Annotated in this window: 22 protein-coding genes and 1 pseudogene; 6 read left to right on the top strand and 17 right to left on the bottom strand. The window is 70.4% G+C overall.

From position 1 onward, the window contains the following. Positions 1 to 2: 2 nt before the first annotated feature. From GPY60_RS20880 to GPY60_RS20870, 3 genes are read right to left on the bottom strand one after another with little or no spacing between them, the layout of a single operon-like run. The gene (locus GPY60_RS20880) at positions 3 to 1091 is read right to left on the bottom strand and encodes an acyl-CoA dehydrogenase family protein (protein WP_156689601.1); all 1089 of its coding nucleotides are present in this window, start codon (positions 1089 to 1091) and stop codon (positions 3 to 5) included. Further along, positions 1088 to 2278: an acyl-CoA dehydrogenase family protein gene (locus GPY60_RS20875; protein ID WP_156689600.1), complete on the bottom strand. Its 1191-nt coding sequence runs from the start codon at positions 2276 to 2278 to the stop codon at positions 1088 to 1090. The genes GPY60_RS20880 and GPY60_RS20875 overlap by 4 nt, the downstream gene beginning before the upstream one ends. Beyond that, positions 2275 to 3069: an SDR family oxidoreductase gene (locus GPY60_RS20870; RefSeq protein ID WP_370462784.1), complete on the bottom strand. Its 795-nt coding sequence runs from the start codon at positions 3067 to 3069 to the stop codon at positions 2275 to 2277. Before GPY60_RS20870 ends, GPY60_RS20875 begins: the two co-directional genes overlap by 4 nt. Before the next feature lie 90 nt (positions 3070 to 3159). Here GPY60_RS20870 and GPY60_RS20865 point away from each other — a divergent pair, with 90 nt between their 5' ends. Then, positions 3160 to 3474: a PE-PGRS family protein gene (locus GPY60_RS20865; RefSeq protein ID WP_156689599.1), complete on the top strand. Its 315-nt coding sequence runs from the start codon at positions 3160 to 3162 to the stop codon at positions 3472 to 3474. Here GPY60_RS20865 and GPY60_RS20860 read toward each other — a convergent pair. Continuing rightward, the gene (locus GPY60_RS20860; RefSeq protein WP_156689598.1) at positions 3471 to 6707 is read right to left on the bottom strand and encodes an acetyl-CoA carboxylase family protein; all 3237 of its coding nucleotides are present in this window, start codon (positions 6705 to 6707) and stop codon (positions 3471 to 3473) included. The genes GPY60_RS20865 and GPY60_RS20860 overlap by 4 nt on opposite strands. Continuing rightward, positions 6704 to 8236, bottom strand: a complete 1533-nt coding sequence (locus GPY60_RS20855; RefSeq protein ID WP_197283771.1) for a class I adenylate-forming enzyme family protein — start codon at positions 8234 to 8236, stop codon at positions 6704 to 6706. The genes GPY60_RS20860 and GPY60_RS20855 overlap by 4 nt, the downstream gene beginning before the upstream one ends. 32 nt (positions 8237 to 8268) lie before the next feature. Between GPY60_RS20855 and GPY60_RS20850 the strand changes: the two genes are divergently transcribed. Beyond that, positions 8269 to 9099 (top strand): thioesterase family protein, encoded by an 831-nt coding sequence (locus GPY60_RS20850; RefSeq protein ID WP_156689597.1) that lies wholly within the window; start codon positions 8269 to 8271, stop codon positions 9097 to 9099. A gap of 36 nt (positions 9100 to 9135) precedes the next feature. Here GPY60_RS20850 and GPY60_RS20845 read toward each other — a convergent pair whose 3' ends face one another. From GPY60_RS20845 to GPY60_RS20825, 5 genes are read right to left on the bottom strand one after another with little or no spacing between them, the layout of a single operon-like run. After that, entirely contained in the window at positions 9136 to 10089 is a 954-nt protein-coding gene (locus GPY60_RS20845; protein WP_156689596.1) for a DUF1214 domain-containing protein, read from the bottom strand. A gap of 38 nt (positions 10090 to 10127) precedes the next feature. Further along, a complete protein-coding gene (locus GPY60_RS20840) occupies positions 10128 to 10529 on the bottom strand; it encodes a flavodoxin family protein (protein ID WP_197283774.1) in 402 nt (133 codons plus the stop codon). Between the two features lie 50 nt (positions 10530 to 10579). Next, complete coding sequence (locus GPY60_RS20835) at positions 10580 to 11035, bottom strand: hypothetical protein (RefSeq protein WP_156689594.1); 456 nt, start codon at positions 11033 to 11035, stop codon at positions 10580 to 10582. 1 nt (position 11036) lies between these two features. Then, complete coding sequence (gene dapB, locus GPY60_RS20830; RefSeq protein ID WP_156689593.1) at positions 11037 to 11774, bottom strand: 4-hydroxy-tetrahydrodipicolinate reductase; 738 nt, start codon at positions 11772 to 11774, stop codon at positions 11037 to 11039. Positions 11775 to 11808: 34 nt separating this feature from the next. Next, on the bottom strand, positions 11809 to 12429 hold the full coding sequence (locus tag GPY60_RS20825) for a hypothetical protein (protein WP_231639758.1): 621 nt from the start codon (positions 12427 to 12429) through the stop codon (positions 11809 to 11811). Positions 12430 to 12522: 93 nt separating this feature from the next. Between GPY60_RS20825 and GPY60_RS20820 the strand changes: the two genes are divergently transcribed. After that, positions 12523 to 13887 (top strand): HNH endonuclease signature motif containing protein, encoded by a 1365-nt coding sequence (locus tag GPY60_RS20820; RefSeq protein WP_156689592.1) that lies wholly within the window; start codon positions 12523 to 12525, stop codon positions 13885 to 13887. 10 nt (positions 13888 to 13897) lie between these two features. Here the strand turns inward: GPY60_RS20820 and GPY60_RS20815 are convergent, their stop codons facing one another. Together GPY60_RS20815 and GPY60_RS20810 are read right to left on the bottom strand one after the other, a co-directional pair. Then, positions 13898 to 14977 carry an NAD(P)H-dependent amine dehydrogenase family protein gene (locus tag GPY60_RS20815; protein WP_156689591.1) on the bottom strand — a complete coding sequence of 360 codons (1080 nt, stop codon included), beginning with the start codon at positions 14975 to 14977 and terminating at the stop codon, positions 13898 to 13900. Positions 14978 to 14982: 5 nt separating this feature from the next. Beyond that, positions 14983 to 15990, bottom strand: coding sequence for a Rieske 2Fe-2S domain-containing protein (locus tag GPY60_RS20810; protein ID WP_156689590.1), 1008 nt, complete (start codon positions 15988 to 15990; stop codon positions 14983 to 14985). A gap of 138 nt (positions 15991 to 16128) precedes the next feature. Here GPY60_RS20810 and GPY60_RS20805 point away from each other — a divergent pair, with 138 nt between their 5' ends. Both GPY60_RS20805 and GPY60_RS20800 read left to right on the top strand, forming a co-directional pair. After that, entirely contained in the window at positions 16129 to 16701 is a 573-nt protein-coding gene (locus tag GPY60_RS20805; RefSeq protein WP_156689619.1) for a TetR/AcrR family transcriptional regulator, read from the top strand. A gap of 53 nt (positions 16702 to 16754) precedes the next feature. Then, entirely contained in the window at positions 16755 to 17204 is a 450-nt protein-coding gene (locus tag GPY60_RS20800) for a GNAT family N-acetyltransferase (protein ID WP_156689617.1), read from the top strand. Here GPY60_RS20800 and GPY60_RS20795 read toward each other — a convergent pair. The 5 genes from GPY60_RS20795 to GPY60_RS20775 all read right to left on the bottom strand — a co-directional run bounded on the left by GPY60_RS20795 (position 17191) and on the right by GPY60_RS20775 (position 22963). Next, a complete protein-coding gene (locus tag GPY60_RS20795; RefSeq protein ID WP_156689618.1) occupies positions 17191 to 18273 on the bottom strand; it encodes a PDR/VanB family oxidoreductase in 1083 nt (360 codons plus the stop codon). The two genes, GPY60_RS20800 and GPY60_RS20795, sit on opposite strands and share 14 nt — an antisense overlap. 2 nt (positions 18274 to 18275) lie before the next feature. Beyond that, a complete protein-coding gene (locus GPY60_RS20790) occupies positions 18276 to 20036 on the bottom strand; it encodes an SDR family oxidoreductase (RefSeq protein ID WP_156689589.1) in 1761 nt (586 codons plus the stop codon). A gap of 3 nt (positions 20037 to 20039) precedes the next feature. Then, positions 20040 to 20948: a metal-dependent hydrolase gene (locus tag GPY60_RS20785; RefSeq protein WP_156689588.1), complete on the bottom strand. Its 909-nt coding sequence runs from the start codon at positions 20946 to 20948 to the stop codon at positions 20040 to 20042. Between the two features lie 87 nt (positions 20949 to 21035). Continuing rightward, positions 21036 to 22499: a flavin-containing monooxygenase gene (locus tag GPY60_RS20780; protein WP_156689587.1), complete on the bottom strand. Its 1464-nt coding sequence runs from the start codon at positions 22497 to 22499 to the stop codon at positions 21036 to 21038. Beyond that, positions 22496 to 22963 (bottom strand): SRPBCC family protein, encoded by a 468-nt coding sequence (locus GPY60_RS20775; RefSeq protein ID WP_156689586.1) that lies wholly within the window; start codon positions 22961 to 22963, stop codon positions 22496 to 22498. Before GPY60_RS20775 ends, GPY60_RS20780 begins: the two co-directional genes overlap by 4 nt. A gap of 72 nt (positions 22964 to 23035) precedes the next feature. On the opposite strand from GPY60_RS20775, the pseudogene GPY60_RS20770 reads away from it, so the two are divergent. Further along, positions 23036 to 23496 (top strand): annotated as a pseudogene (locus GPY60_RS20770) (alanine dehydrogenase); the annotation flags it as partial.

Below are 23496 nucleotides of genomic sequence, written 5' to 3'. Positions count from 1 at the left end.
GGCTAGCTCGGCGGCAAGCCGACCAGCTCGCCCAGCCGCGAGCGGTGGCGGTAGGCGCTGCCCAGCGCCAGCTGGTCGCTCTTGGCGCGCTTGAGGTACAGGTGCGCCGGATACTCCCACGTCATCCCGATGCCGCCGTGCAGCTGCACGCATTCCTCGGCGGCGTGCACCGCGGCCCCGCTGCAGTACGCCTGGGCGGTGGCCGCCGCGACGCCTACGTCCTCACCGCGGGCGCACGCGTCGGCGGCGTACCGGGCGGCGGCGGTGGCCGCGCCGACCTCGAACCACAGGTCGGCGAGTCGGTGCTTGATCGCCTGGTAGGAGCCGATCAGCCGGCCGAACTGCTTGCGCTGCTTGGCATATGACAGTGTGGCGTCGAAGCACCAGCGGGCCACCCCGAGCTGCTCCGAGGCGAGCAGGGCCGCCCCGGTTTCGAGCGCCTCGTCGATGGCGGCGCCGGCGGGCCCCACCCGCGCGGACGCCGCACCCGAAAAGCTGACGTCGGCAAGGGGTCTCGTCATGTCCAGCGCGACCCGCGGCGAAATCTCCACGCCGGCCCCGTCGGCGGCGACCGTGTGCAGTTCGAGCCCGCCCGCTCCCGCGACGGGCACCACCAGGACGTCGGCCTGCGCGGCGCCGGCAACGCTGGTGACCGTTCCGGCGAGCCCGTCGGCGCTAATTGCCACGGCCGCAACGGAATCCCCCGGCGCGGCGGACAGCGGCACCACCAGCGCCGCCGTCAACTCTCCGCGCGCCAGCGCGGGCACGGTCTCGGTGTCACCGGCCCGCAGCAACGCGACGGTCGCGAGGACGGCGCTGGACAGGAAGGGCACCGGCGCGACCGCCCGCCCGATCTCCTCCATGACGACCGCCGTCTCGCGCGGCCCCGCACCGGCGCCGCCGAGGCCCTCGGGAACGAGCAGGCCGGCTACGCCCAATTCGGCGGCGAGCGTCCGCCAGAGCGCCGAAAAGTCTTGCGGCTCCGGGTCGTAGGCCCGTGCCACGGTCTCCGGCGGGCAGCGGTCGGCGAACAGTTCGCGAACGCTGTCGCGCAGCGCGTCCTCGGTGTCGGAGTACAGCAGGTCGGTCATCGGTTCAGGTCCTTCAGATCCTTCCACGCGACGTCCTTGTCGACGCGGTGTTCGCCCGGCAGGCCGAGGATCCGCTCGGAGATCGTGTTGCGCAGGATCTCCGAGGTGCCGCCCTCGATCGAGTTGCCGCGCGCCCGCAGGTAGCGATAGCCGGGCCCGCGCCCGACCAGGTCGACCACCTCGGTGCGCCGCATGGTCCAGTCGTCGTAGGCCAGCCCCGCTTCACCGTGCAGCTCGATCTCAAAACCCGAAATGGCCTGCGCCAGGCGGGCGAACGCCACCTTCATGCCGGCGCCCTCGGGCCCCGGTTGGCCTGCGCTGGCCTGCTGTCGCAGGCGCTCCCCCGCCAGGCGCAGCACCTCGGCGTCCACCCACAACCGCATCAGCTCGTCGTGCATCGCGGGATTGCGCAGCCCCGGATCGTCGCGCCAGGCGTCGGCGACCTTGCCGATGTGCCCACTCTCCCGCGGGGCGCCCGAGCGCGAGCCGATCGCGACGCGCTCGTTGTTGAGCGTGGTGGTCGCGACGCGCCAGCCGCCGCCCTCGGGGCCCAGCCGGTTGGCGTCGGGCACCCGGACGTCGGTGAGGAACACCTCGTTGAACTCCGCCTCGCCGGTGATCTGGCGCAGCGGGCGCACCTCGACGCCCGGTTGGGTCATGTCGCACAGGAAATACGTCAGCCCGGCGTGTTTCGGCACGGTCGGGTCGGTGCGGGCGACCAGGATGGCCATCTGCGCGTGCTGCGCCATCGAGGTCCACACCTTCTGCCCGTTGACGATCCAGTCGTCACCGTCGCGCACGGCGCGGGTGGCGACCCCGGCGAGGTCGGATCCGGCGCCCGGCTCGCTGAACAGCTGGCAATACACCTGCTCGCCGGTGAACAAGGGGCGCAGGAACTTTCGCTTCTGCTCGTCGGTCCCGAACGCCGCGATGGTCGGTGCCGCCATGCCCATCCCGATGAAGTTCTTGACGGTCCCGCGCACCGGGGCGCCCGCCGCGGCGAGGTGCGCGTCGACCGGCTCCTGGGCGCTGCGGGGCAGGCCGAGGCCGCCGAAGCCCCCGGGCAGGTGCACCCAGGCCAGGCCCGCGTCGTATTGCGCCCCAAGGAATTCGCGCGGGTCGCTGGTGGCCGGGTCGTGCTCGTCGAGCAGGGCCTTGACGCGGTCGTCCAGGTCGTCGGGGGTCATTGGGAGCCCCCGGGTTGCGACTGGAAGCCTTGCGCGGCGCCGAGCACCGTGCCGCCGTCGATCACCAGCGTCTCGCCGGTGATCCAGCTGGCGGCGTCGGAAACCAGGAAAGCGACCGCGTTCGCCACGTCGATCGGCTCGCCGATGCGGCCGAGCGCGATCGTCGACGCGAGCGGGTCCTCGTGGTCCTTCCACAGCGCCTCGGCCAGCCTGGTGCGGACCACCCCGGGGGCGATCGCGTTCACCCGGATCTTCGGCGAAAGTTCCAGGGCCAGTTGCTTGGTGACGTGGATCAGCGCGGCCTTGGTGGCGTTGTACATGCCCATGCCCGGCGACTGGTGCATGCCGCCGATGGAGGCGGTGTTGACCACCGAGCCGCCGTGCTCGCCCATCCACGACTTGACGGCGAGCGACGTCCACATCAGCGGCGCCCACAGGTTGACGTCGAAGATTTTGGTGAAACGCGCGTGGTCCTGGTCGATCAGCGGACCGAAGGCCGGGTTGGTTCCGGCGTTGTTGATCAGGATGTCGATGCGGCCGAAGGTCTCGAGGGTGAGGTCGACGCAGCGCCGCGCGGCGTCCTCGTCGACGGCGTGCGCACCCACGCCGAGCGCCTTCTGCCCGACCTGCGCAGCGGCCGCTTCCGCGGCCTCCTGCTTGCGGGCGGTGAGCACCACGTCCGCGCCGGCGGCCGCCAGTTGCTGCGCGATCGCCAGCCCGATGCCGCGCGAGGCGCCGGTGATGATGGCGGTCCGTCCGGTCAGGTCCAGTGGGGTCTTCGATGTGGTCACTGTGGGCGTCTCTTTCGTTGGGTGGGCGGCGAGATGTTTTGGACTGTCGATGCGTGGTACGCGGCGCCTATGTCGAAGAAATTAACCCTCATGAAATCGATCATGGTGAGCGGGGCGGTTGCCGCGGCGGTCGCCGCCGCGCCGGCCGACGCCTTCGCGGCCGCACCGGGCGCGGGCGCGCCGACGCATGTCATCGTCAAGGACGACCCGGGCGGCGGCGGCTGCGACGGGAACGGCAACTGCGGCTCCGGCGGCCAGAACAACGGCCCCGGCGGCGGCCCGGGCGGTCAGGGCTGCGTCCCGGGTGTCGGCTGCGGCTCCGGGGGCCAGAACGCGGGACCCGGCGGCGTGCCGGGCGGCCAGGCCTGCCTGCCCGGCGTCGGCTGCGGCGGCGGCCACGGTTAGCCGCCCGATCCCCCGGCGAGCCTGGTGATCCAGGCCCGGGAGTCGGCCGGGTCGATGACGTCGTCGAGCTCGAACGTCGTGGCGGATCGCAGCGCCTTGCCGTGCTCGTAGGCCGCCGCTACCAGCTTGTCGAACAGTTCCTGTCGCTCGGCCGGGTCGGCGACGGCGGCCAGTTCCTTGCTGAACCCAAGGCGCACAGCGCCTTCCAGACCCATGCCGCCGATCTCGCCGGTGGGCCAGGCGATCGTGAACTGCGGGGCGCGGAACGAGCCGCCTGCCATTGCCATCGCGCCCAGCCCGTATCCCTTGCGCAGGATGATCATGCCGAGTGGCACCGTCAGCCGGGCGCCCAGCACGAACATGCGGCCGAATCGGCGCACCGCCGCGTCCTTTTCGGCGTCTGGCCCGACCATGAAGCCCGGGGTGTCGCACAGCGAGATCACCGGCAGGCCGAACGACTCGCACAGGGCCAGGAAGTCGCCGGCCTTGTCGGCGGCCTCGGCGTCGATTGCGCCGCCCAGATGGTGGGTGCTGTTGGCGATCAGCCCGTATGCCACGCCCTCGACGCGCACGAGGGCGGTGACGATCCCGACCCCGTAGTCGGGCCGCAGCTCGCACGCGGAGCCCACGTCGACGATCGACTCGATGGCCCGATGTACGTCGTAGGCCCGTAACCTGTTCTGCGGCACGACATGCCGGGCGATCCGCGGATCCGGCGCCTCCCACTCGGCCAGCGGGCCCTGGAAGTAGGACAGGTACCGCTTGGCCAGCGACACCGCGTGCGCCTCGTCGCGGGCGACCAGGCCCACCACGCCGTTGCGCCGCTGCACGTCGATCGGGCCGATCGCCTCCGGGGGGTACACGCCCAGCCCGCCGCCCTCGATCATCGCCGGGCCACCCATGCCGATGTTCGCGTCCGGGGTCGCGATGATCACGTCGCACACCCCGGCCAGCGCGGCGTTGCCGGCGAAGCACCGGCCCGAGACGATCGACACCAGCGGCACCGTGCCGCTCAGCGCGGCCAGCATTCGAAAGGTCGGCACGTCCAGGCCCGCGTGGCCGCCGACGTCCGTGTCGCCGGGCCGGCCGCCGCCGCCCTCGGCGAACAACACGACCGGAAGGCGCCTTCGCGCCGCCAGCTCGAAGACGCGGTCGGTCTTGGCATGGTTGCGCATGCCCTGGGTTCCGGCGAGCACGGTGTAGTCATAGGACAGCACGGCCACCTCGGCCGCCGCCCGCCCGAAGCGTTCCGCCCCGATCGTCGCGAGGCCGGCGACGAGGCCGTCGGCCGGGGTGTTGGCGATCAGGTCCTCTTCGCTGCGCCGGCTGCGCTGCGCCGCGATGGCCAGGGCGCCGTATTCGACGAAGCTTCCCGGGTCGACCAGGTCGGCGATGTTCTCGCGGGCGGTTCGGCGGCCGCGCCCGTGCCGCTTGGCGACGGTCGCCTCACGGCCCTCGTCGAGGGTGAGCAGGTGCCGGTGCCGCACCTCGTCGAGGTCGGCGCGGGGCTTGTCGAGATCGACGGCTGCCGAGGCCGAATCGCGGTCGCCGCCGTCGGCGGTGCCGGTGAAGACCAGCAGCGGGTCCCCGGTGCCGACCACCTGGCCGACCCTCACCAGGGCACGGACCGTGCGCAGCGCCGCGGGCGCGATCAGCACGTGCTGCATCTTCATCGCCTCGAGCACCGCCAGCTGTGCCCCGGTGCCGAACTCGGCGCCGTCCGGCGCCACCTCGACGACGGTGCCCGCCAGGTGGGCGCGCAGGACCTCCTCGCCCGGGTAGAGCTCGACCGTGGCGACATGCACGTCGTGTTGGTGGGAGAGGGCCGCGGACGCGAACTCCGCGATTGCGCCGTCCAGGAAGTCGGTGGTCACCCATCCCGATTGAATCCTGTTGTCGGACAGGAGCTCCCGGAGAAATGCAATGTTGGTGGCGACACCCTCGATGGCGAACTCGCCCAGGGCGGTGCGCGCCTTGCGGACCGCCGCACTGAACGACGTACCGTGCACATGGGTGATGACCTTGGCCAGCAGCGAGTCGTACTGCGGGCTGGTGGCCAGCCCGGGCCTTCCGTAGGTGTCCACCCTGACGCCGGGTCCGCCCGGTGGGGAGAACACGGTCAGCGTGCCCGCCGCCGGCACGACCGACCCGTCGGCGGCGAACGTTTCCGTGTTGACCCGGGCCTGAATGGCGATGCCCCGGTGCGCGGCCGGTTCGCCGATGACCTCGGTGCCGTCCGAGGCGGTTCCGGCCGGCAGCCCCAGCCGGTAGTACGATGCGCCGCACGCGATCGCCAGCTGGACGGCCACCAGGTCGGTCCCGGTGGTCTCCTCGGTGACGGTGTGTTCGACCTGGATGCGCGGATTGACCTCGAGGAAGACGAATTCGTCTCCGCTGACGAGGAATTCCACGGTCGCCACGCCCCGCAGGCCGACGCGGGCGCACAGCCGGGCGGCGGCTTGGTGCAGGCCGCGGCGCAGCGCGTCGGAAAGCCCTTGCGCGGGCGCGATCTCGACGATCTTCTGGTAGCGCCGCTGCACGCTGCAGTCGCGGTCCCCCAGGGCCAGGGCGTGGGTCTGGTGCCCGGCCGGCGCGGCGACCACCTGCACCTCGATGTGCCGCGCGGCCCCCAGCGCGGCCTCGGCGAAGAGCGACGGATCGCCGAAGCCCAGCCGCGCCTCCGCGGCGCACCGCTGGTAGGCGGTGTCGATCTCCTCGGCGCTCAACACTTTTCGCATCCCGCGGCCACCGCCGCCGGCGAGGGCCTTGATCATCAACGGACCGCCGTGCTCGGCGAAGAATGCCCGGATGTCGGCCACGCTGCTCGGACCATCGGTCGCGGGCAGCACCGGGACCCCGGCGGCGATCGCCGCGGCCCGCGCCGCGGACTTGTTGCCGAGCAGGTCGAGGACGTCGGCGCCGGGCCCGACGAACGTGCGTCCGGCGGCGGCACACGCCCGGGCGAAGCCGGCATTCTCGCTGAGGAATCCGTAGCCCGGATGAATCAGGCCGGCGCCGGATTTATCGGCGGCCGTCAGCAGCGCCGTGCCCTCGAGGTAGGCCCTCGGGCCCGCACCGGCAAGCCCGACGGCTTCGTCGGCCGCGTGCACGTGGGGACTGTCCGCGTCGTCCTCGGCGTAGACCGCGACCGTCGCCATGCCCAGTTCCATGGCGGTCCGGATGATCCGGAGCGCGATCTCGCCGCGGTTGGCGATGAGCAGGGTCTGGGTCATCGCAACGGGTCGCCCCACCGAACCTGTTCGCGCAGCCTGCCCTTGAGCAGCTTGCCGCCGGCGTTGCGCGGCAGCGACTCGTCTACCACGGTGATGTACTGCGGAACCTTGAAGTCGGCAAGCCGGGCGCGGCAGTGGTCGAGCACGGCGGCGACGTCGACTTCTCCTGCGTCGCCGACCAATACGGCGCCGACCTTTTCGCCCATGACCTCGTCGGCAACCGCCAGCACGCACGCGTCGGCCACGGTGGGCGCCGCGAGCAGCACCGCCTCGACCTCGACGCTCGAAACGTTCTCCCCGCCGCGGTTGATGATGTCCTTCAGCCGGTCGACGATGTGCACGCGACCGTCGTCGTCCACGCGGACGACGTCGCCGGTGTGCAGCCAGCCGTCCACGATGGTGGCGGCCGTCGACTCGGGGCGATTCCAGTAGCCGGCGGTCACATTGGCGCCGCGGACCACCAGTTCGCCCTCGGACCGGTCGGCACCGAACGGCACCAGGCCGAGATCCACCGAAGGAACCGCATATCCCACGGAATCGGCGTGCTCGAGGGCGTCGGAGTCGGGCAGCACGGTCATGAGCGACGCGGTCTCCGTCATGCCGTAGCCGTTGAACACCGTCGCGCGCGGAAACGCGTCCTTCACCGACTGAACCAGCGACGGGGCGATCGGCGCGCCGCCGTAGCCCACCCACTGCACGCCGCTGACGTCGACCGTTTGTAGTCCCTTGTGCCGCAACAAGAGCGCGTAGACGGCGGGCACCGTCACCATCACCGAGATCCGCTCGCCGGCAAGCGTGGCGATCAGCTCGTCGAGGTTGAGCGCGGGCATGATCACCGACGCTCCCCCCAGGCGTGTCGCGGCGAGAAGCTGTGAGTTGCAGCCGGTTACGTGGAACAGCGGCACGGAGATCAGCGTGCGCATGCCCTCGCCCAGGTCCCTGGGCTGCTCGAGGCACCGGATCCCGTTCTCGGTGTTCGTCAGGAACGCCTCGTGGGTCGTGGGGACGCCCTTCGGGTGGCCGGTGGTGCCGGAGGTGTAGAAGAGCGCGGCGATGTCGTCGCGGTCGAGTTCCCCCGTCACGTAAGGCTGTCCGTCCGGCAGTGGCGTGTCGGGGGCGAGGTCGACGTGGGCGCCTGAGTCGTTGAGCACGAACTCGACCTCGGGTTGCGCCGAGCGGGTGTTGACCGCCACCGCAACGCCGCCCGCCATCACGGTGCCCCAGAAGGCCAGCACCCAGTCGAGCCCGGCCGGGTAGCGCACGGCGACGCGCTCCCCCGGTCTGAGGCCGTCCTCGCGCAGGCCCCCCGCCACGCGGGACGCGCGATCCCACAGCTGGCGGTAGGTCAGGCGGCCGGCGCCCAGTTCGACCACGGCCTCGCTGTCGGGCCGGGCGTCGACGTGCTCGGCGAGCATGTCCAGCAGCGTCTCCGGCAGGTCGTCGTAGTGCGGAACGCCGGCTGAGTCTCGGGTGACACCGGTCGTGGCGAATGGGTTGTGGTCGCGCGGTATTTCGATCACCGGAGGCATGCGCGGGATCCTCCTGTCCTAAGGTGTGAGCGATGACGATCGAGGATTCCGCCATCATGCCCGAGGCGTACTTCGCCGTCGACGGCGACTCCTATCTCCCGGCCGCGATCACCCAGGGGCCGTGGGGTGCGGTGATGGGTGGTCAGAACGTCGGCGGCCTCCTGGCGTGGGGCATCGAGCAATCGGGCATCGATGCGGGCCTGCAACCGGCCCGGCTGACCGTCGACCTGTTGCGTCCGGCGCTGATGGAGCCGGTGCAGATCCGGACCGAGGTACAGCGGGAGGGTCGGCGCATCAAAATTGTCGACGGCACCCTGCTGCAGGACGGAAAGGTCGTGGCGCGGGCTAGCGCGCTCTTTCTGCGCCGCGGTGAGCATCCCGACGCGCGGGTGTGGTCGACCCCGGTGGCTATGCCGCCGCCGCCCACCGACTCCGCCGGCTTCCCGCCCGAAATGCCGTTTCACATCTGGAGCTATGGCGGCGACGTTTCGGGGGGTACCCCCGGGATGGCCGAGTGGGAACAGGGGAAGTCCCAGAAGTTCGCGTGGACGCGGATCTTCCGTCCGATGGTCCACGGCTATCCGCTGACACCGTTCGTGCGCCTGGCCTTCGTCGGTGACATCACGAGCTCGCTGACGCATTGGGGCACAGGCGGTTTGCGCTTCATCAACGCCGACTACACCGTCACCGCCGCCCGGCTCCCCGACGGCGAATACCTCGGCCTCGCGGCGATGAGCCACTATGGCGCGGCGGGCGTGGCCACCGGCACGGCGACGCTGTTCGACCGGCACGGACCGTTGGGCACCGGCACCGCGCTGGCCCTCGCCCAACCCGCCGAGGCGTTCCAGCCGTCGTACCGATAGCCGGCTACTGCCGCGACGGTTGTCACGACAACCCTTCTAAGTCCCGTTGATCGGCGAGAGCGAAGGCAGCGTCCACGTGCCGGCGAAGAATTCCTCGCGCGGGCGATACAACCGAACCAGGTAATTCCATCCTTCGGGTGTGATGATGCAGTTCGCTGGGGGGTTCTCGCCGGGATCGGCTGTGAAGTGCACGGTGATCGAGCCGTCCGCTCCCGGCACCCCCGTCACGCTGTTGACCGTATAAAGTCCGTGCGGGTTCGGCTCGAAGAAGCCGGCGGCGTTGTACACCGAAACGGACCAGAACGCGTCCACCGGAACGTCTTTGAACGTCAGCTCGTACGATCCGGGCGGTACCCCAGGGTCGACACCGACGTAGGAGGCTTCGGAAGTCGGCAGCCCTCCCCACCCGGCGGCCGTACCGATCAGATGGTGCACGGGGTCCACCTCGTCCGGACTTCCGAACGTCCGCTCGAAGGAAGTCAAGCCGCTCGCCAGCGCGAGGAGGGCGTCGCGGGTTTTGTCGAGACTGGTTGTGTCGTATTCCGGAGCGGCGAACTCGTCGGAACTCGACTCGAGCGTGATGCGGTCTTGGAGGGCGCCGACGGCGGCGACGTCATCGGGGTCCAACGGATCGACCAGGATACGCACGCCCACCAGGACGTAGCGGGACCCACATCGCTGTCGGGTCAACTGATGCCGCCCCGACGCGTGGAGGATCACGTTGATGTAGTGGTCCTCATTCACGACCATTGCGGACATATACCGGCCACCGGGGTCTGGGAGCGACAGCCAGGCCGTCTCGGCCAAGTCGACGATAGCGAAGCTGTACAGCGTATCCCGGTTCATCCGTATGACGGTCTGCTCGTCGATCGATGTCGGCTGCCGATTATGGCGGAACCTCCCGACGCCGCCCGCGGCACGCTGGATGTCCGTGAACATCCGATGCGTTTCAGCCCGGACGAAGTTGTCGACGTTGACGATGATGGCCATTCACGTTGTCCCGTCCGCCGATCCACGAGTGTGGCGCTTCATTCCATCAGTTGCGCGGCGACCGTGGCGCCGAGTTCCCAGCACTGTTCCAGGTCTTCCTTGTTCGGTTTGCCCGAAACAACCACCGTCTCAGCGGCTTTCGCCCAACCCAAGCCGGTGGTGATCGACATGACGCCGCGCTCGGCACCCTCGGTGCCCTCGTTGCCGTGCAGGTACAGGCCGAACGGCCGGCCGCGCGTGGCGTCGAGGCACGGGTAGTAGCAGACGTCGAACGCGTGCTTGAGGGCGCCGCTCATGTAGCCGAGGTTCGCGGGGGTGCCCAGGACGTAGCCGTCGGCGTCGAGCACGTCGGCCGGCGACAGCGTCAGGGCGGGCCGGCGCACGACCTCGACCCCTTCGATCTCGGGGTCGGTGGCGCCGGCGACGACGGCCTCCAGCATTTCCTGGCAGTGCGGCGACGGCGTGTGGTGCACGATCAGCAGCGTCTTGCTCACGGGCGGCCTTGCAGCAGCACGGCCGTCTTCATGGCTTCCCGCGCGCGCCGCCGGTCCCCCGCGTAGTCGTAGGCGCGTGCCAGCCGGTACCAGCGGCGCCAGTCGTCGGGGTCGGTCTCCACCTCGGTGCGCACCTCGGCGAAGAGGGCGTCGGCCGCGTCGCGGCTGATGCGGCCCGACGGGCGCCGCGGCAGCGCGCCGGTGTCGAGTTCCATTCCGTCGGCCGCGATCAGCCGTGCCAGCCTCTGGTGGGCGAACCCGGCCCGCAGCGTCGCGATCATCGCCCACAGGCCGATGACGGGCAGTATCAACACGGCGAGTCCCAGACCGACGGCGGCGGTCCTCCCCGAGCCGATCATCGCGAAAGCCATGCGCCCCAACAACACGAAATACGTCAACATCGCCACACAGAGGAAGGCGATCACCAGCTGGATGCGTACGACGGCGTTCATTTCATTGCAGGTCGAGCAGGGGCTCCAGGCCCACCGTGAGACCGGGACGCTCCCGGATCCGCCGCACCGCGAGCAGCACGCCAGGCACGAACGAGGTGCGGTCCAGGCTGTCGTGGCGGATGGTCAGCGTCTCACCCGCGGTGCCGAACAACACCTCCTGGTGCGCGACCAGTCCCGCGAGGCGCACCGAGTGCACCGGGATGCCGTCGACGTCGGCGCCGCGCGCGCCGGGCAGGCTGGTGCTGGTGGCATCGGGATTGGGCGGCAAGCCTTTTCGCGCCCCAGCGATGAGCCTGGCGGTGCGGGTGGCGGTACCCGAGGGCGCGTCGGCCTTGTGGGGGTGATGCAGTTCGATCACCTCGGCGGAGTCGAAGAATCGCGCGGCCTGCTGCGCGAAATGCATGGAGAGCACCGCGCCGATCGCGAAGTTGGGCGCGATGAGGACCGCCGTGTCGGGGGCGTCGGCCAGCCACGATTGCACCCGCTCCAGCCGTTCGGCGGTGAAGCCGGTGGTGCCGACGACGGCGTGTATGCCGTTGCCGATGAGGAACTCGAGGTTGTCCATCACGACGTCGGGGTGCGTGAAGTCGATGACGGCCTCGGTGTCGCCGTCGGTCAGCAGGCTGAGCGGGTCGCCGGCGTCGACCTCCGCCGACAGCGTCAGGTCGTCGGCGTCCTGCACCGCCGCGACCATCGTCGACCCCACCTTGCCCTTGGCCCCCAGCACGCCTACCCGCATGGTTCTCACCCTAGACGCGGTTGTCTCGCGCCGATCAGGTGTGGACGACAAAGCCCGCTTCGGCGTAAGGAGCGGCCTGCTCGGGATCATTGACCGTGACATACAGGTCGCCCGCCGTCGGCATGACGAAGCCGACGAAGCCGTGGGCGCTTTGCCCGTCGTGAAGGCCGCCCGATTGCAGCGGGGGCATCTTGCCGAGCCTCTGGAAGTCGACGGCAAGCGTTGCCGGCCGGAACGCATCGTCGGGATGAGTCCACGGCTGGCTCCCGCCCCCGTATCCGGCAAACATGTTGAAATGGTTGAACTTAAAGAACTGGTGGGACGTTGCGGTGATGGTCATTTCAACGACGTTGCACGCGGCGCCGGGCGTCGGACTCGCAAAATGCGACGCGCACCCCGGCGGGAACCACGTCGCACTGTTGACAGTGATGTCGGCGGTCGCACCGCTGGCCGCCCGCGCGTGCACGGGCACGCCCATCTGACCGATCGGGAACGGTGAACCCTCGGACGTGGGTTCGGCCGAACCGGTGGGACACGTGCATCCTGCGCCGAGCACCGCGGCCACGGTGACCGCGGTTGCCGCGACTCCAGATCTCGCGCGCACCTCACGAGAATATCCGCAGCGCTGCCCCGAGAAACAGTCCAGCGGGATCATCTTCGCGCCGGCCCTTATCCACAGTCGCGCATCCATCCACAGAAGCGGGATCGGGGCCGGCCGAAACGGGGCACCGCGCTCTATTATTCGAACATGCGTTCGATACAGGGTCCGTCCGATGTGGATGCGGCACTCGACGCGCTCGACACGGCCGTCGCCCAGATCGGCACGCTGAACTTCGACGCGCTCAGCCCCGTCGTGCGGCTCCGGGCGCTGGAGCGGATGGAGAGCTCTCGCCGTAGGCAGATCGCGGTCAACCACGACGTCATCGCGGGCCTGGACAAGGAGGAAGCCGCGGACGTCGGCGGCCCCGTCCACAAGGTGATCGCCGATTGGCTGCGCATCAGCCCGGCCGAGGCGAGCCGTCGGGTCCGAGACGTCAGGCAGCTGTCCAAGCGCCTCACCCTCACCGGGGAGGAGCTCCCGCCGGAGCTGCCGGCCACCGCGAAGGCTTGGCGCGACGGCATGCTCGACGGGCAGCACCTGCGGGTGATCCAGACGTTCGTCCGCGACCTGCCGGACGGCATACCCGTCGACGCGGTCGCGAGGGCCGAGCGGTTCCTGGCCCGGCAGGCCACGAAGCTGCGCCCGGATCAACTGGAGAAAACCGCGAACCGGTGCGCGCTGCAGCTGAATCCCGACGGGAAGTTCTCCGACGCCGACCGTGCCCGTCAGCGCGGGTTCACGTGGTGCGGCCAGCGCGCCGACGGCATGAGCGTCGGAAAGCTGGTTGCGTCGCCGGAGCTGCGCGCCAACATCGATGCGTGGCTGGCGCGGTTCGCCGCTCCGGGCATGTGCAACCCCGACGACGAAAAACCCTGCGTCGACGGGGAACCGGGCGACGAGCTCGCCAGCAGGGACACCCGTAGCCACGCCCAGCGCCAGCACGACGCGCTCAACGCGCTGGTGCGCGGACAGCTGGGCGATCCAAAGCTCGGCCAGCATAACGGCTTACCGGTCACCGTCATCGTGTCCACGACGCTTCAGGAACTGACCGCGGCGACCGGTCGGGCGGTGACGGGCGGCGGGACCGTGTTGCCGATGCGCGACCTGATCCGGATGGCGAGCCACGCGTATCACTATCTCGCCGTGTTCGACAAACACTCGAACCGTCCGCTGTACCTGGGCCGGACCCGGCGCATCGCGTCACCGGACCAGCGCGTCGTGATGTATTCACTGCACCGCGGCTGCACACATCCGGGCTGCGACGTGCCGGGCTACTGGGCGGAAGTGCACCATGTCACCGAATGGGCTGCCGGCGGCCTCACCGATGCCGACAACCTGACGTTCGCCTGCCCGCCCTACCACAAGCTGATCGACGAGGGCTGGCGGACAAGGAAACTCCCGGACGGGCGCACCGAGTGGATACCGCCTCCGCACTTGGACCGCGGGCCGCGCACCAACGACTACCACCATCCGGAGCGCCTCTTCGAGGACGACGATGACGACGTTCCCTGACCCGTCGGCCCTAGATCTTGAACCGCCCCGCGAACCCGCGCAGCGGAAGATCGGCGCTGGTGATGAGTCCCGGCCGCGCCGCCACCACCGACTTGATCGACGCCAGCGCCGGCATGCCGGTCACGGTCATGCCGATGGAGGCGAAGTTGTCGGGGTTGGAGAGGTCGACGCCCGGACGGGGGAAGATCATGTGCTTGTTGTAGACGCACGGGTCGCCCTTGATCTGAGTGATGTAGCAGCCCTTGATGTTCCAGCTCGGATCGGTGTGCGGGGTCATCTGCCACTCGAGGTGGGTCTCGACGCGCGGCACGCCGTCGACCATGCCCTGGTACTTGATGTAGTTGCCGCCCAACGACCCCTTGGGCAGCGTGTACCAGCCCAGGTCGACGTCCTTGGTGCAGGCGCCCAGCTCGTAGCTGAACGTGACCTCGTCGAGCGGCAGGTCGAAGCAGTCGGCCATCATCAGGACGCTGTCGGCGAAGACGCGGGTGTACTTCTCGAGCTTGGACGGGATCTCCGGGTCATCCACCGGCTGCCCGTAGCCCACCTCGATCCAGGTGTCCTTGGAGTGGTGGCACGACACGTCGACCGACTCGATGGTGGTGACGTTCTCGATCTCGGCGACGTCGGCCGAGCACACCACCCCGAGGATTTGGTTGAGCCCGGGGTTCATGCCGGTGCCGTAGAACGTCGACCCGCCTCGCTCGCACGCCTCGGCCAGGAGTTGGGTCACCGGCTTGCCCGACGGGTGCGGGTGATTCTTGTCGCGGTGCCACCCGGTGATCCAGTCGGCGGTGGTCACGACGTTGATCCCGTTCTCGAGCACCGTGACGTAGAGGTCCTCGTCGGGGAACACCCCGTGGAAGGTGAGCACGTCGGGCTTGGCCGCGAGGATCTCGTCGACGGTGCCGGTCGTGGTCACCCCATTGGGCGGCAGCCCGGCGATCTCGCCCGCGTCCCGTCCGACCTTCTCGGGCGAATAGCAATGCACGCCAACGAGTTCCAGGTCCGGGCGCGAGGCGATCCGCTTGATCATCTCCTTGCCGACGTTTCCGGTGGCCACCTGGAAGACGCGGATCGGTGCACTCATTCCGGTCAGCCTTTCTGGGATGCGGGTTGCGGATAGAACTGCTTGGCCCAGGCGCGGATCGCGGTGAAGCCCTCGTACTCGTCCGCGGCGAGCGCGGGCGGGTCGGAGTAGCGCTGATGCCGCCAGATCTCGATGTCCTGGGTGAACTGCCGGATCACCTCGCGCCCGAACTCGGCCGCCTTGGCCTCGGCGCGGGCGGGGTCCCTGGCCGGATCGCCGGCCGGTCGCCGGCCTATGTACACCATGAACCGGACGTCGGAGGTGGACTCGTCGACGGGGGTGACCGCGGAGATCGTCCGGTTGTCGACCATGCCCCAGCTCTTCGTCACCGCGATACCCAGCCCGCCGTTGACGGCCTCCACGCCGCTCTTGACGTCCTCGATCTTCTGGCCGTCGTCGCCCTCGAAGGTGATGGTGAAGTCGACGAAGGACACGGCGTCGCCGAAGTCGTGGCGGGTAAAGACCGGCACGATCGGAGTCTGGTGCACGAACTTGAAATGCGCGAAGTCCACGCCGTTTTCGAGCACGTACTGGGGGTGCAGCTCCAGCCGCTCCCGGTACAGCCGCTGCTGGGGGTAGTAGTCGTGCGGACCGCTGCCGTCGTGAAAGGCGCCGAACACGTCGGGCGCGTCGAAGTAGGGCTCGCGGCGCTCGACGTCGTGCCAGATGTAGACGGACTCGTTGCGTTCCACGACGGGATAGGTGCGGATCCGCCTGCCGCGGTTGGGGTGGTCCTGGTAGGGGATGCAGACGTTGCGCCCCTCGCCGCTCCACTGCCAGCCGTGGAACGGGCACTGCAGCACCTCGCCGACGACCGTGCCGCCGTAGCCGAGGTGCGCGCCGAGATGTTCGCAGTAGGCGTTCATCACCGTGAGCCGGCCCGACTCGGACCGCCAGGCGACCATCTCCTGGTCGAAGTACTTCATCGTGTGGACGTCACCCACGCCGATCTCGTCGGACCAGGCGACCTGGAACCAGCCGGTCGGTTTCATCGGCAGCGGCGGCTTAGCCATGCCAGGAGTCCTCCACGCGCCAAAGAATAACAGTACCCTCTATGAAAATGGTAGCCTGAGCCGGTGACGGGCAACGACGTCGCGGGACTGCGTTCCAGCCGGCGACCCAACCGGCGCGGCCACGCGACCCGGGAGAGCATGCTCGAGGCCGCGCTCAAGTCGCTGGCATCGGGCGAGCCGGGCTCGGTGTCGGCCAATCGCATCGCCAAGGACATCGGCGCCACCTGGGGCGCCGTTCAGTACCAGTTCGGCGACACCGACGGATTCTGGGCCGCGGTGTTGCACCGCACCGCCGAGCGGCGGGCCGAGACGTTCGCCGCCCTGTCGACGCCGGTGCGCCCGGACGCGCCGCTGCGCGAACGCGTCGGCGCGATCGTGGACACCCTGTACCGCGGCCTGGCCGCCCCGGATTCCCGCGCGATCGAGAACCTGCGCGCGGCGCTGCCCCGCGACCCGCGGGAACTCGAGCGCCTCTACCCGCGCACCGCCGCCGAATTGGTGTCCTGGGGCAAGAGCTGGCTGGAGACCTGCCGTCAGGCCTTCGCCGGGCTCGACGTCGACCCGGCGCGGCTCCGCGAGGTGGCCGCGCTGATCCCCGGCGCGATGCGCGGTCTGGTGTCCGAGCGCCAGCTGGGTTCCTACGCCGACCTCGACATGGCGCGGCGGGGCCTCACCAACGCCCTGGCCGCCTACCTCGAGTCACGCCCGTGACCGACATCGCGCTCCGGCAGGCCGAGCCGGCCGACTTCCCCCGCGTCGCCCAGATGCATTACGCGGTCTGGCGGAGGTCGTGGGCGGGGATTCTGACGCCGCCGCTCCTCGACCTGCTGGGGCCGGCACGACGCTGGGTGGCGCAGGTCTATCCGCAGACCCTCAACCGCCCGGGGTGGGCGATGTGGATCGCCGAAGACGTCGGCCGGACGGTGGGCGTGACGATCTTCGGGCCCGACGAGGACGCCCCGGACGCGCTGCAGATCGACGCCCTCTACATCGCCGAGGACAGCCAGCGGCACGGGATCGGTGGCCGCCTGCTCGGGGCGGCGCTGGACGCCCACCCGTCGGGCGACGCGATCCTGTGGGTCGCCGAGCAGAACGCGAAGGGCCGACGCTTCTACGAGAAGAACAACTTCGAGGCCGACGGCCGAACGCTGACGTGGGAGCCGCTGCCGGGCATCCAGGTGCCGCACCTGGGTTACCGGCTCAGGCGTCGATGACGAGCCGTTCGCCGCGGGCCCGCGACACGCAGACGAGCATCTCGTCGTCGCCCACCGCCAGCCGGCCCCGGTGATCAACCTGCCCCGCAAGCACTTTCACCTTGCACGTCCCGCAGAATCCCTGGCGGCACGAGTAGGGCGCGGTCGGGTCGCGATCGAGCAGCACCTCGAGCGCCGACCGGTTCGCCGGAACGCCGAGCACCTCACCCGACCGCGCCAGCTCCACCTCGAACGCGACGCCGTCGACCACCGGCGCCGGGCTGAACCGCTCGTAATGCAATGGGGCACAAGCATGCTCGTCGCGCGCCCGGCGCACCGACTCGAGCATGCCGCTGGGCCCGCACACGTAGACGGCGGTCGCCGGACCCGCGCCGGCCAACAGGTCGTCGACGCCGGCGAAGCCGCCGCGCTCGTCGTCCGCCCACACCGTCACCCGATCCGGGTCCGCCGACACCACCTCGTCCAGGAACGGCATGTACTCGCGGCCGCGCCCGGCATAGACGGCGCGCCAATCCATTCCGCGCTGCGCGGCGGCCCGGATCATCGGCAGGATCGGCGTCACGCCGATGCCGCCGATGACGAACAGGACGTCGCGCTCTGCGGTGCCGAGGTAGAAGGCGTTGCGGGGCCCCTCGAACACGAGGGTATCACCCACGCGGTAGGCCTCGTGCATCTCGACGGACCCGCCGCCGCCGTCGGCGATGCGCCGCACGGCGATGCGGTAGTCGGTGCGCCGGCCGGGCGGGCCGCACAGCGAGTACTGCCGGCGCCGGCCCGACGGCAGCAGCACGTCGATGTGGCCACCGGGCGTCCACGACGGCAGCAGGCCACCGCCGGGGTCGGCGAGGGTCAGCGCGACGACGTCGGGGGCGACGAGTTCGCGTGCGGTGACGACCGCGGACAGTCCCCGCGGCACCGGAAGCACCCGCGACGGCGCCCACCGCGACGCCGCGGCGAACCCGCCGAACAGCGCCCGCATGCCCCACAGCGCCGTGCCGAGGCGGTCGCGGTCGCGCCGGCCGTACAGGTCGCCGGGCCGGCTCGCCCAGATGCTCTGCCGCTCAACCACACTCAACCCTGACGAATGTCGAGGCGGGCGAACAGGCGCAGCGCCGAGGGACTGATGCGCCGCATCGCGTAGCCGACACGGGATTCGGCCGCGATCGGCACCACCGGCGCCCCGGTCTCGACGGCCTTCGCGATCGCCTTGGCGACCGCCTCCGGGGTGAAGTTGCGGCGCCGGTAGGCGGCGTCGGCCTTCTGCCGGGCCCGCTCCTGCTGTTCGTCGGTCATGCCGGCGTAGATCGTGCTCTTGGCGATGTTGGTGTTGACAAATCCCGGGCAGACGGCGGTGACGGTGATGCCATCGTCGGCGAAGTCGGCGCGCAGCGCTTCGCTGAACGCGAGCACCGCGGCCTTCGTCGTGCCGTAGGCCACCATGGACTTCGAGGGGATGAACGCCGCGGCCGACGCCAGGTTGATGATGGTCCCGCCCTGTCCGCGCTCGACCATCTGCGCCCCGAACGCCCTGCTGCCGGCGATGACGCCGCGGACGTTGACCGCGATGATGTCGTCCCAGTTCTCCGGGCTGGTCTCCAGGAACCGCCCGGCCATCCCGATGCCCGCGTTGTTGACCAGGATGTCGACCACCCCGTGTTCGGAGCGCACCTGCGCCGCAAGGTCGTTCATCGCCTTCTCGTCGCGCACGTCGACCCGGTACGCCGCCGCAAGCGCGCACGCGGCGCGGACGGCGTCGACGCCGACGTTGGCGGCGTCGAGGTCGCGGTCGACGATCACGACCTTGCGGGCGCCGCGGCGCGCGAACTCCACCGCGGTGGCCCGGCCGATGCCCGCTCCCCCACCGGTGATCAGGGCCAACTTCCCCGTGATCTCGCGCGTGCTCCCCGCCGTCGCGGCGGAAGCGCTTGCGCCGCCTTCGATTTGGTCGACCCATTCGGCGGTGAGGCGGGCGATGACGTCGGGGCGCGAGGTGACCACCCAGTGTCCGCCCTCGATCTCGACCACCCGGCCGGCCGCCGGGACCGCGCCGGTGAAGCGCTGCAGGGCCGGCGTCACGAACAGGTCCGCGCGCGGCACCACGGTCTGCACCGGGACGGTGGTCTCGGGCAGTCGCGGCCCAGGCGAGATCATCGGGCCGGGCATGTTCTCCCGGTAGAGCCCCAGCCCGTTGACGTAGTCGCCGATGGACCGCGGCGTCGCGCTCCGCCGGCTGCGGGCGCTCGACCGGCCGATGCGTTCGAGCGCCTCAACGAGTTTCACGCCGACGCGGGACCGGAAGGCGAGCTCGGGCACGCCCGGACACAGGAAGAAGGCGATGTAGAGCGATCCGAGCAGCTGCCTGGCGACCCCTCCCCCGGCGCGCGGGTTGCGCGCCGACCGCAGGAAGCGGCCCGCATACCGCAGGTGCGGTCCCGAAACGGAAGTGAACGACGCGACCTTCGCCATCACCGACTCGTCGGTCACCGCGTCCCACGCCGCGATCGACCCCCAGTCGTGAGCCAGCAGGTGAACCCGCCGGACGCCGAGGCTGTCGATCACCGCGCCGAGGTCGGACGTCAGCCGGGCGAACGAGTAGCCGGATCGCCTTGCCGGCCGGGATGATTCGCCGGCGCCGCGGACGTCATAGGCGACGACGTTGTAGCGGCCGGGGTACGCCTCGCCCAGGTGCTCGGCCACGCCGTCCCAGACGTGGTGGTTGTCGGGCCAGCCGTGAACGGCGAGCACCGTCGGGCGGCGCGGGTCGATCTCGGTGTAGCGGTGCACGGCCAGCGTGACACCGTCGGACGTCGTGACGCTCGTCTTGGAAGTCACGGCTCAGTGGGCCGCACGCGCTGCGGGCGAGACGGCCAGGTAGTCGACGGCCGGACCCAGGCCGCCCAGCTGGGAGGGGTGGAAGCCGGGCCGGTAATAGTCGCCGACGACCCGGACGAAGCGCAGCGGGCCGGGCAGCAGCCCGCGCCGCGCCGCCCGGAAATAGTCGCGCCAGCGCGGCTTGGCCCCGGGCGGCAGCTCGGGATCCACCGAGTACAGGAACCGCACGCCGCGGATCCACAGCAGCGCCATCGCCGGGGTGACCACCAGTTGCGCGCGGGCCCGGCGCCAGTACCCGGCGCGCAGGTGCTTCATCGTGTCGAAGGCGACGGCCTTGTGCTCGACCTCCTCGGCGCCGTGCCAGCGCAGCAGGTCGAGCATCACCGGGTCGGTGCCGATGGCGTCGTGGGCGGGAGTGTTCAGCACCCACTCGCCGAGGATCGCGGTGTAGTGCTCGATGGCCGATACCAGCGACACCTGCTCGAGCAGCCAGCTGTGCCGCCGCCGCGGGCTCCAGCCCGGCCTGGACCCCAGCAGCTTCTCGAACAGCCAGCGGATCTGGTCGGTGTACGGGGTGACGTCGACGCCGTGGGCGGCGAAGTGATCGAGGACTTTGGCGTGGGCCCGCGAATGCACGGCCTCCTGGCCGATGAAGCCCTGCACGTCGAGCCGCAGCTGGTCGTCCTTGATGAATGGCAGGGCATTCTTGAACGCGTCCACGAAGAACTCCTCGCCCGCGGGCAGCAGCATGTGCAGGACGTTGAGCATGTGGGTGGTGAATGGTTCGCCGGGCACGTAGTGGAACGGCAGCGTGGCCCAGTCGAAGTCGACGTCGCGCGGCTCGAGCACGATGCGCTCGTGGTCCAGCGATCGGTCGTGCGGACCGGCGGCCCGGTCGTCGACAGTGGACATCGCGACCCCCTCCCCCTTCGAGTGCTCAGAAGTATAGAACCACCCCGTCACCCGGCGGCCCCGCCGCCGAGCGCTCGATGCCGGGTTTCAGCCGGCTGTGGCGTGCCGGCGCAGGTCGTACTGCCCGGCGTCGACGTCCGCCAGCATGGCGCGGTGCGCGGCCGGGGTGAAGGGCCACACCTCGGGCACCCCGTCCTTGTTGAGGTACCAGCTGTCGCAGCCGGTGGTCCACACGGTGTCCGGCATGGCCGCGCGAAGCCGCGCGTTGAACCGCTCGGTCGCCGCGGCGGTCGGCTCGATGGTGTCGAAGTCGCCTCGGCGCCAACGCTTTATCCACCCGACGATGTGGTTGGCCTGCGACTCGGCCACGGCCGTCAGCGCGTAGTTCCCGACCGGGCTGTGCGGGCCCAGCATCATGAAGAAGTTCGGGAAGCCCGGCAGCGCGACCGTCTGGTAGGCCATCGGCCCGTCCCGCCACACGTCGTCGGCGGCGATCCCGTCGCGGCCGGTGAGCCGCATCGGCCGGAAGAACGCGTGGGTGTCGAACCCGGTGGCGAGCACGATGATGTCCGCCTCGTGCAGGACGCCGTCGTCGGTGACGATTCCGCGGCGCTCCACGTGGTCGATTCCAGCGGTCACCAATTCGACGTCGTCGCGCTGCATCGCCCGGTAGAACCCGCCCGCGACCACCAGCCGTTTGCACATCGGTTGGTAGCCCGGGGTGAGCGCGCGACGCAACCCCGGGTCGCGCACCCGGCGCAGGTTGGCGCGGCACAACGCCCCCATGAACCGTCGCCGCAGGCCCGGCTTGGTGAGCCCGCCGGCGAAGGTCTCGAAGAAGAGGCTGTATGTCCGGTAGGCCACCCGGTCAAGCCACGGAACGGCCCGGTAGGCGCTGCCGACCAGGCGGGAGTAGCGCGGGTTCGGCATCGGCACCACCCACTGCGCGGTGCGCTGGAACAGCATGACCCTGCCCGCCACACCGGCCAGACCGCAGACGAGCTGCACGCCGGTCGATCCGTTGCCCACGATGGCGATGCGGCGACCCCGCAGCTCGACGGAGTGATCCCACCGCGCGGAATGGAAGGCATGCCCGCCGAAGTCGTCGAGTCCGGCGATCGACGGCATCCGCGGATGGTGCAGGACGCCCGTGGCCGAGATCAGGAAGTCGACCGTCGACTCCGCCCCGGAGTCGGTGCGCAACGTCCACCGCCCGTCTTCGAAACGGGCGTCGACGATTTCGGTGCCGAACCGGATGCGCTGCCGCAGCCCGAAGCGGTCGGCGACACCGCGGAAGTAGTCCTGGATTTCGCCGCCGGGCGAGAACAGGTGCGTCCAGTCCGGATTCCGGGCGAAGGTGTACTGGTAGACCCGCGAGGGCACGTCGCAGGACAGGCCCGGGTACGTGTTGTCGCGCCACGTGCCCCCGACGTCGGGGGCCTTCTCGTAGACGGTGACGTCGGTGATCCCGTTGCGCAGCAAGGCAATCGCCACACAGATGCCCGACATGCCGGCCCCGACGACGGCGACGCTCGGGTCCCGCGCGGTCATCGCCCGCGGGCCTCGGCGCGCTGCTTGAGCCGCTGCAGGGTCAGCCGGATGTGTTCGGCGTTCGCGGCCGGCCGGTCGCTCACGCCGGTGGCCCGGCCGGCGAACCGGCGGAACCACCCCGGCCTGCGGTCCCACGTGCTCTCGGTAACCCGACAACCACCGTCGGCCTCGACCACGTCGTACTGCCAGCGCGCGATGGGGATGAAGGCATACCGCACGTCGAACCCGAAGCGATGGCCCGGTTCGGCGTCGGTCACCGTGCAGGTGGTGGTCCAGCTGTGCCCGCCGTTGCGGTTGTGGCCGGTGAACACCGCCCCCGGCCGGGCGGCATCACCCTTGCGCCACGTCATCGAGACCGCCTCCTCGGCGAGCGAGGCCAGCGTCGGCAGGTCGGTGAGGAGCCGGTACACCTCGTCGGGGCGGGCGTCGACATGAACGGCGGCCGCCACGCACGGATCGGTCATCGGCCGATCATAGCCAGCAGATGCGGCCGGGCGAGCCTACTCTGGAACCCGAAGCTCGAGGCTAGGGGAAGCATGCGAGTCGGCGTTCCGACCGAGACCAAGAACAACGAGTTCAGGGTGGCGATCACCCCGGCCGGCGTCGCGGAACTGACCCACCGCGGCCACGAGGTGATCGTCCAGGCGGGCGCCGGCGAGGGGTCGGCCATCCCGGACGACGAGTTCAAGGCGGCGGGCGCCCAACTCGCCGCCACCGCCGAGCAGGTGTGGGGCGAGGCCGACCTGCTGCTCAAGGTCAAGGAGCCGACGCCCCAGGAGTACGGGCTCCTGCGGGGCACCCAGGTGCTGTTCACCTACCTGCACCTGGCCGCCTCCCGCGCGTGCACCGACGCGCTGTTGGCGTCGGGCACGACGTCGATCGCCTACGAGACCGTGCAGACCGCCGACGGCACGCTGCCGCTGCTGGCGCCGATGAGCGAGGTCGCCGGCCGGCTGGCAGCGCAGGTGGGGGGCTACCACCTGATGCGGACCGAGGG

It is taken from the genome of Mycobacterium sp. Marseille-P9652 (genome assembly GCF_902652685.1).
Taxonomy (GTDB): Bacteria; Actinomycetota; Actinomycetes; order Mycobacteriales; family Mycobacteriaceae; genus Mycobacterium.
Note: the sequence above shows the minus strand (reverse complement) of the source record. Positions and strands in the feature narration are given on the sequence as shown.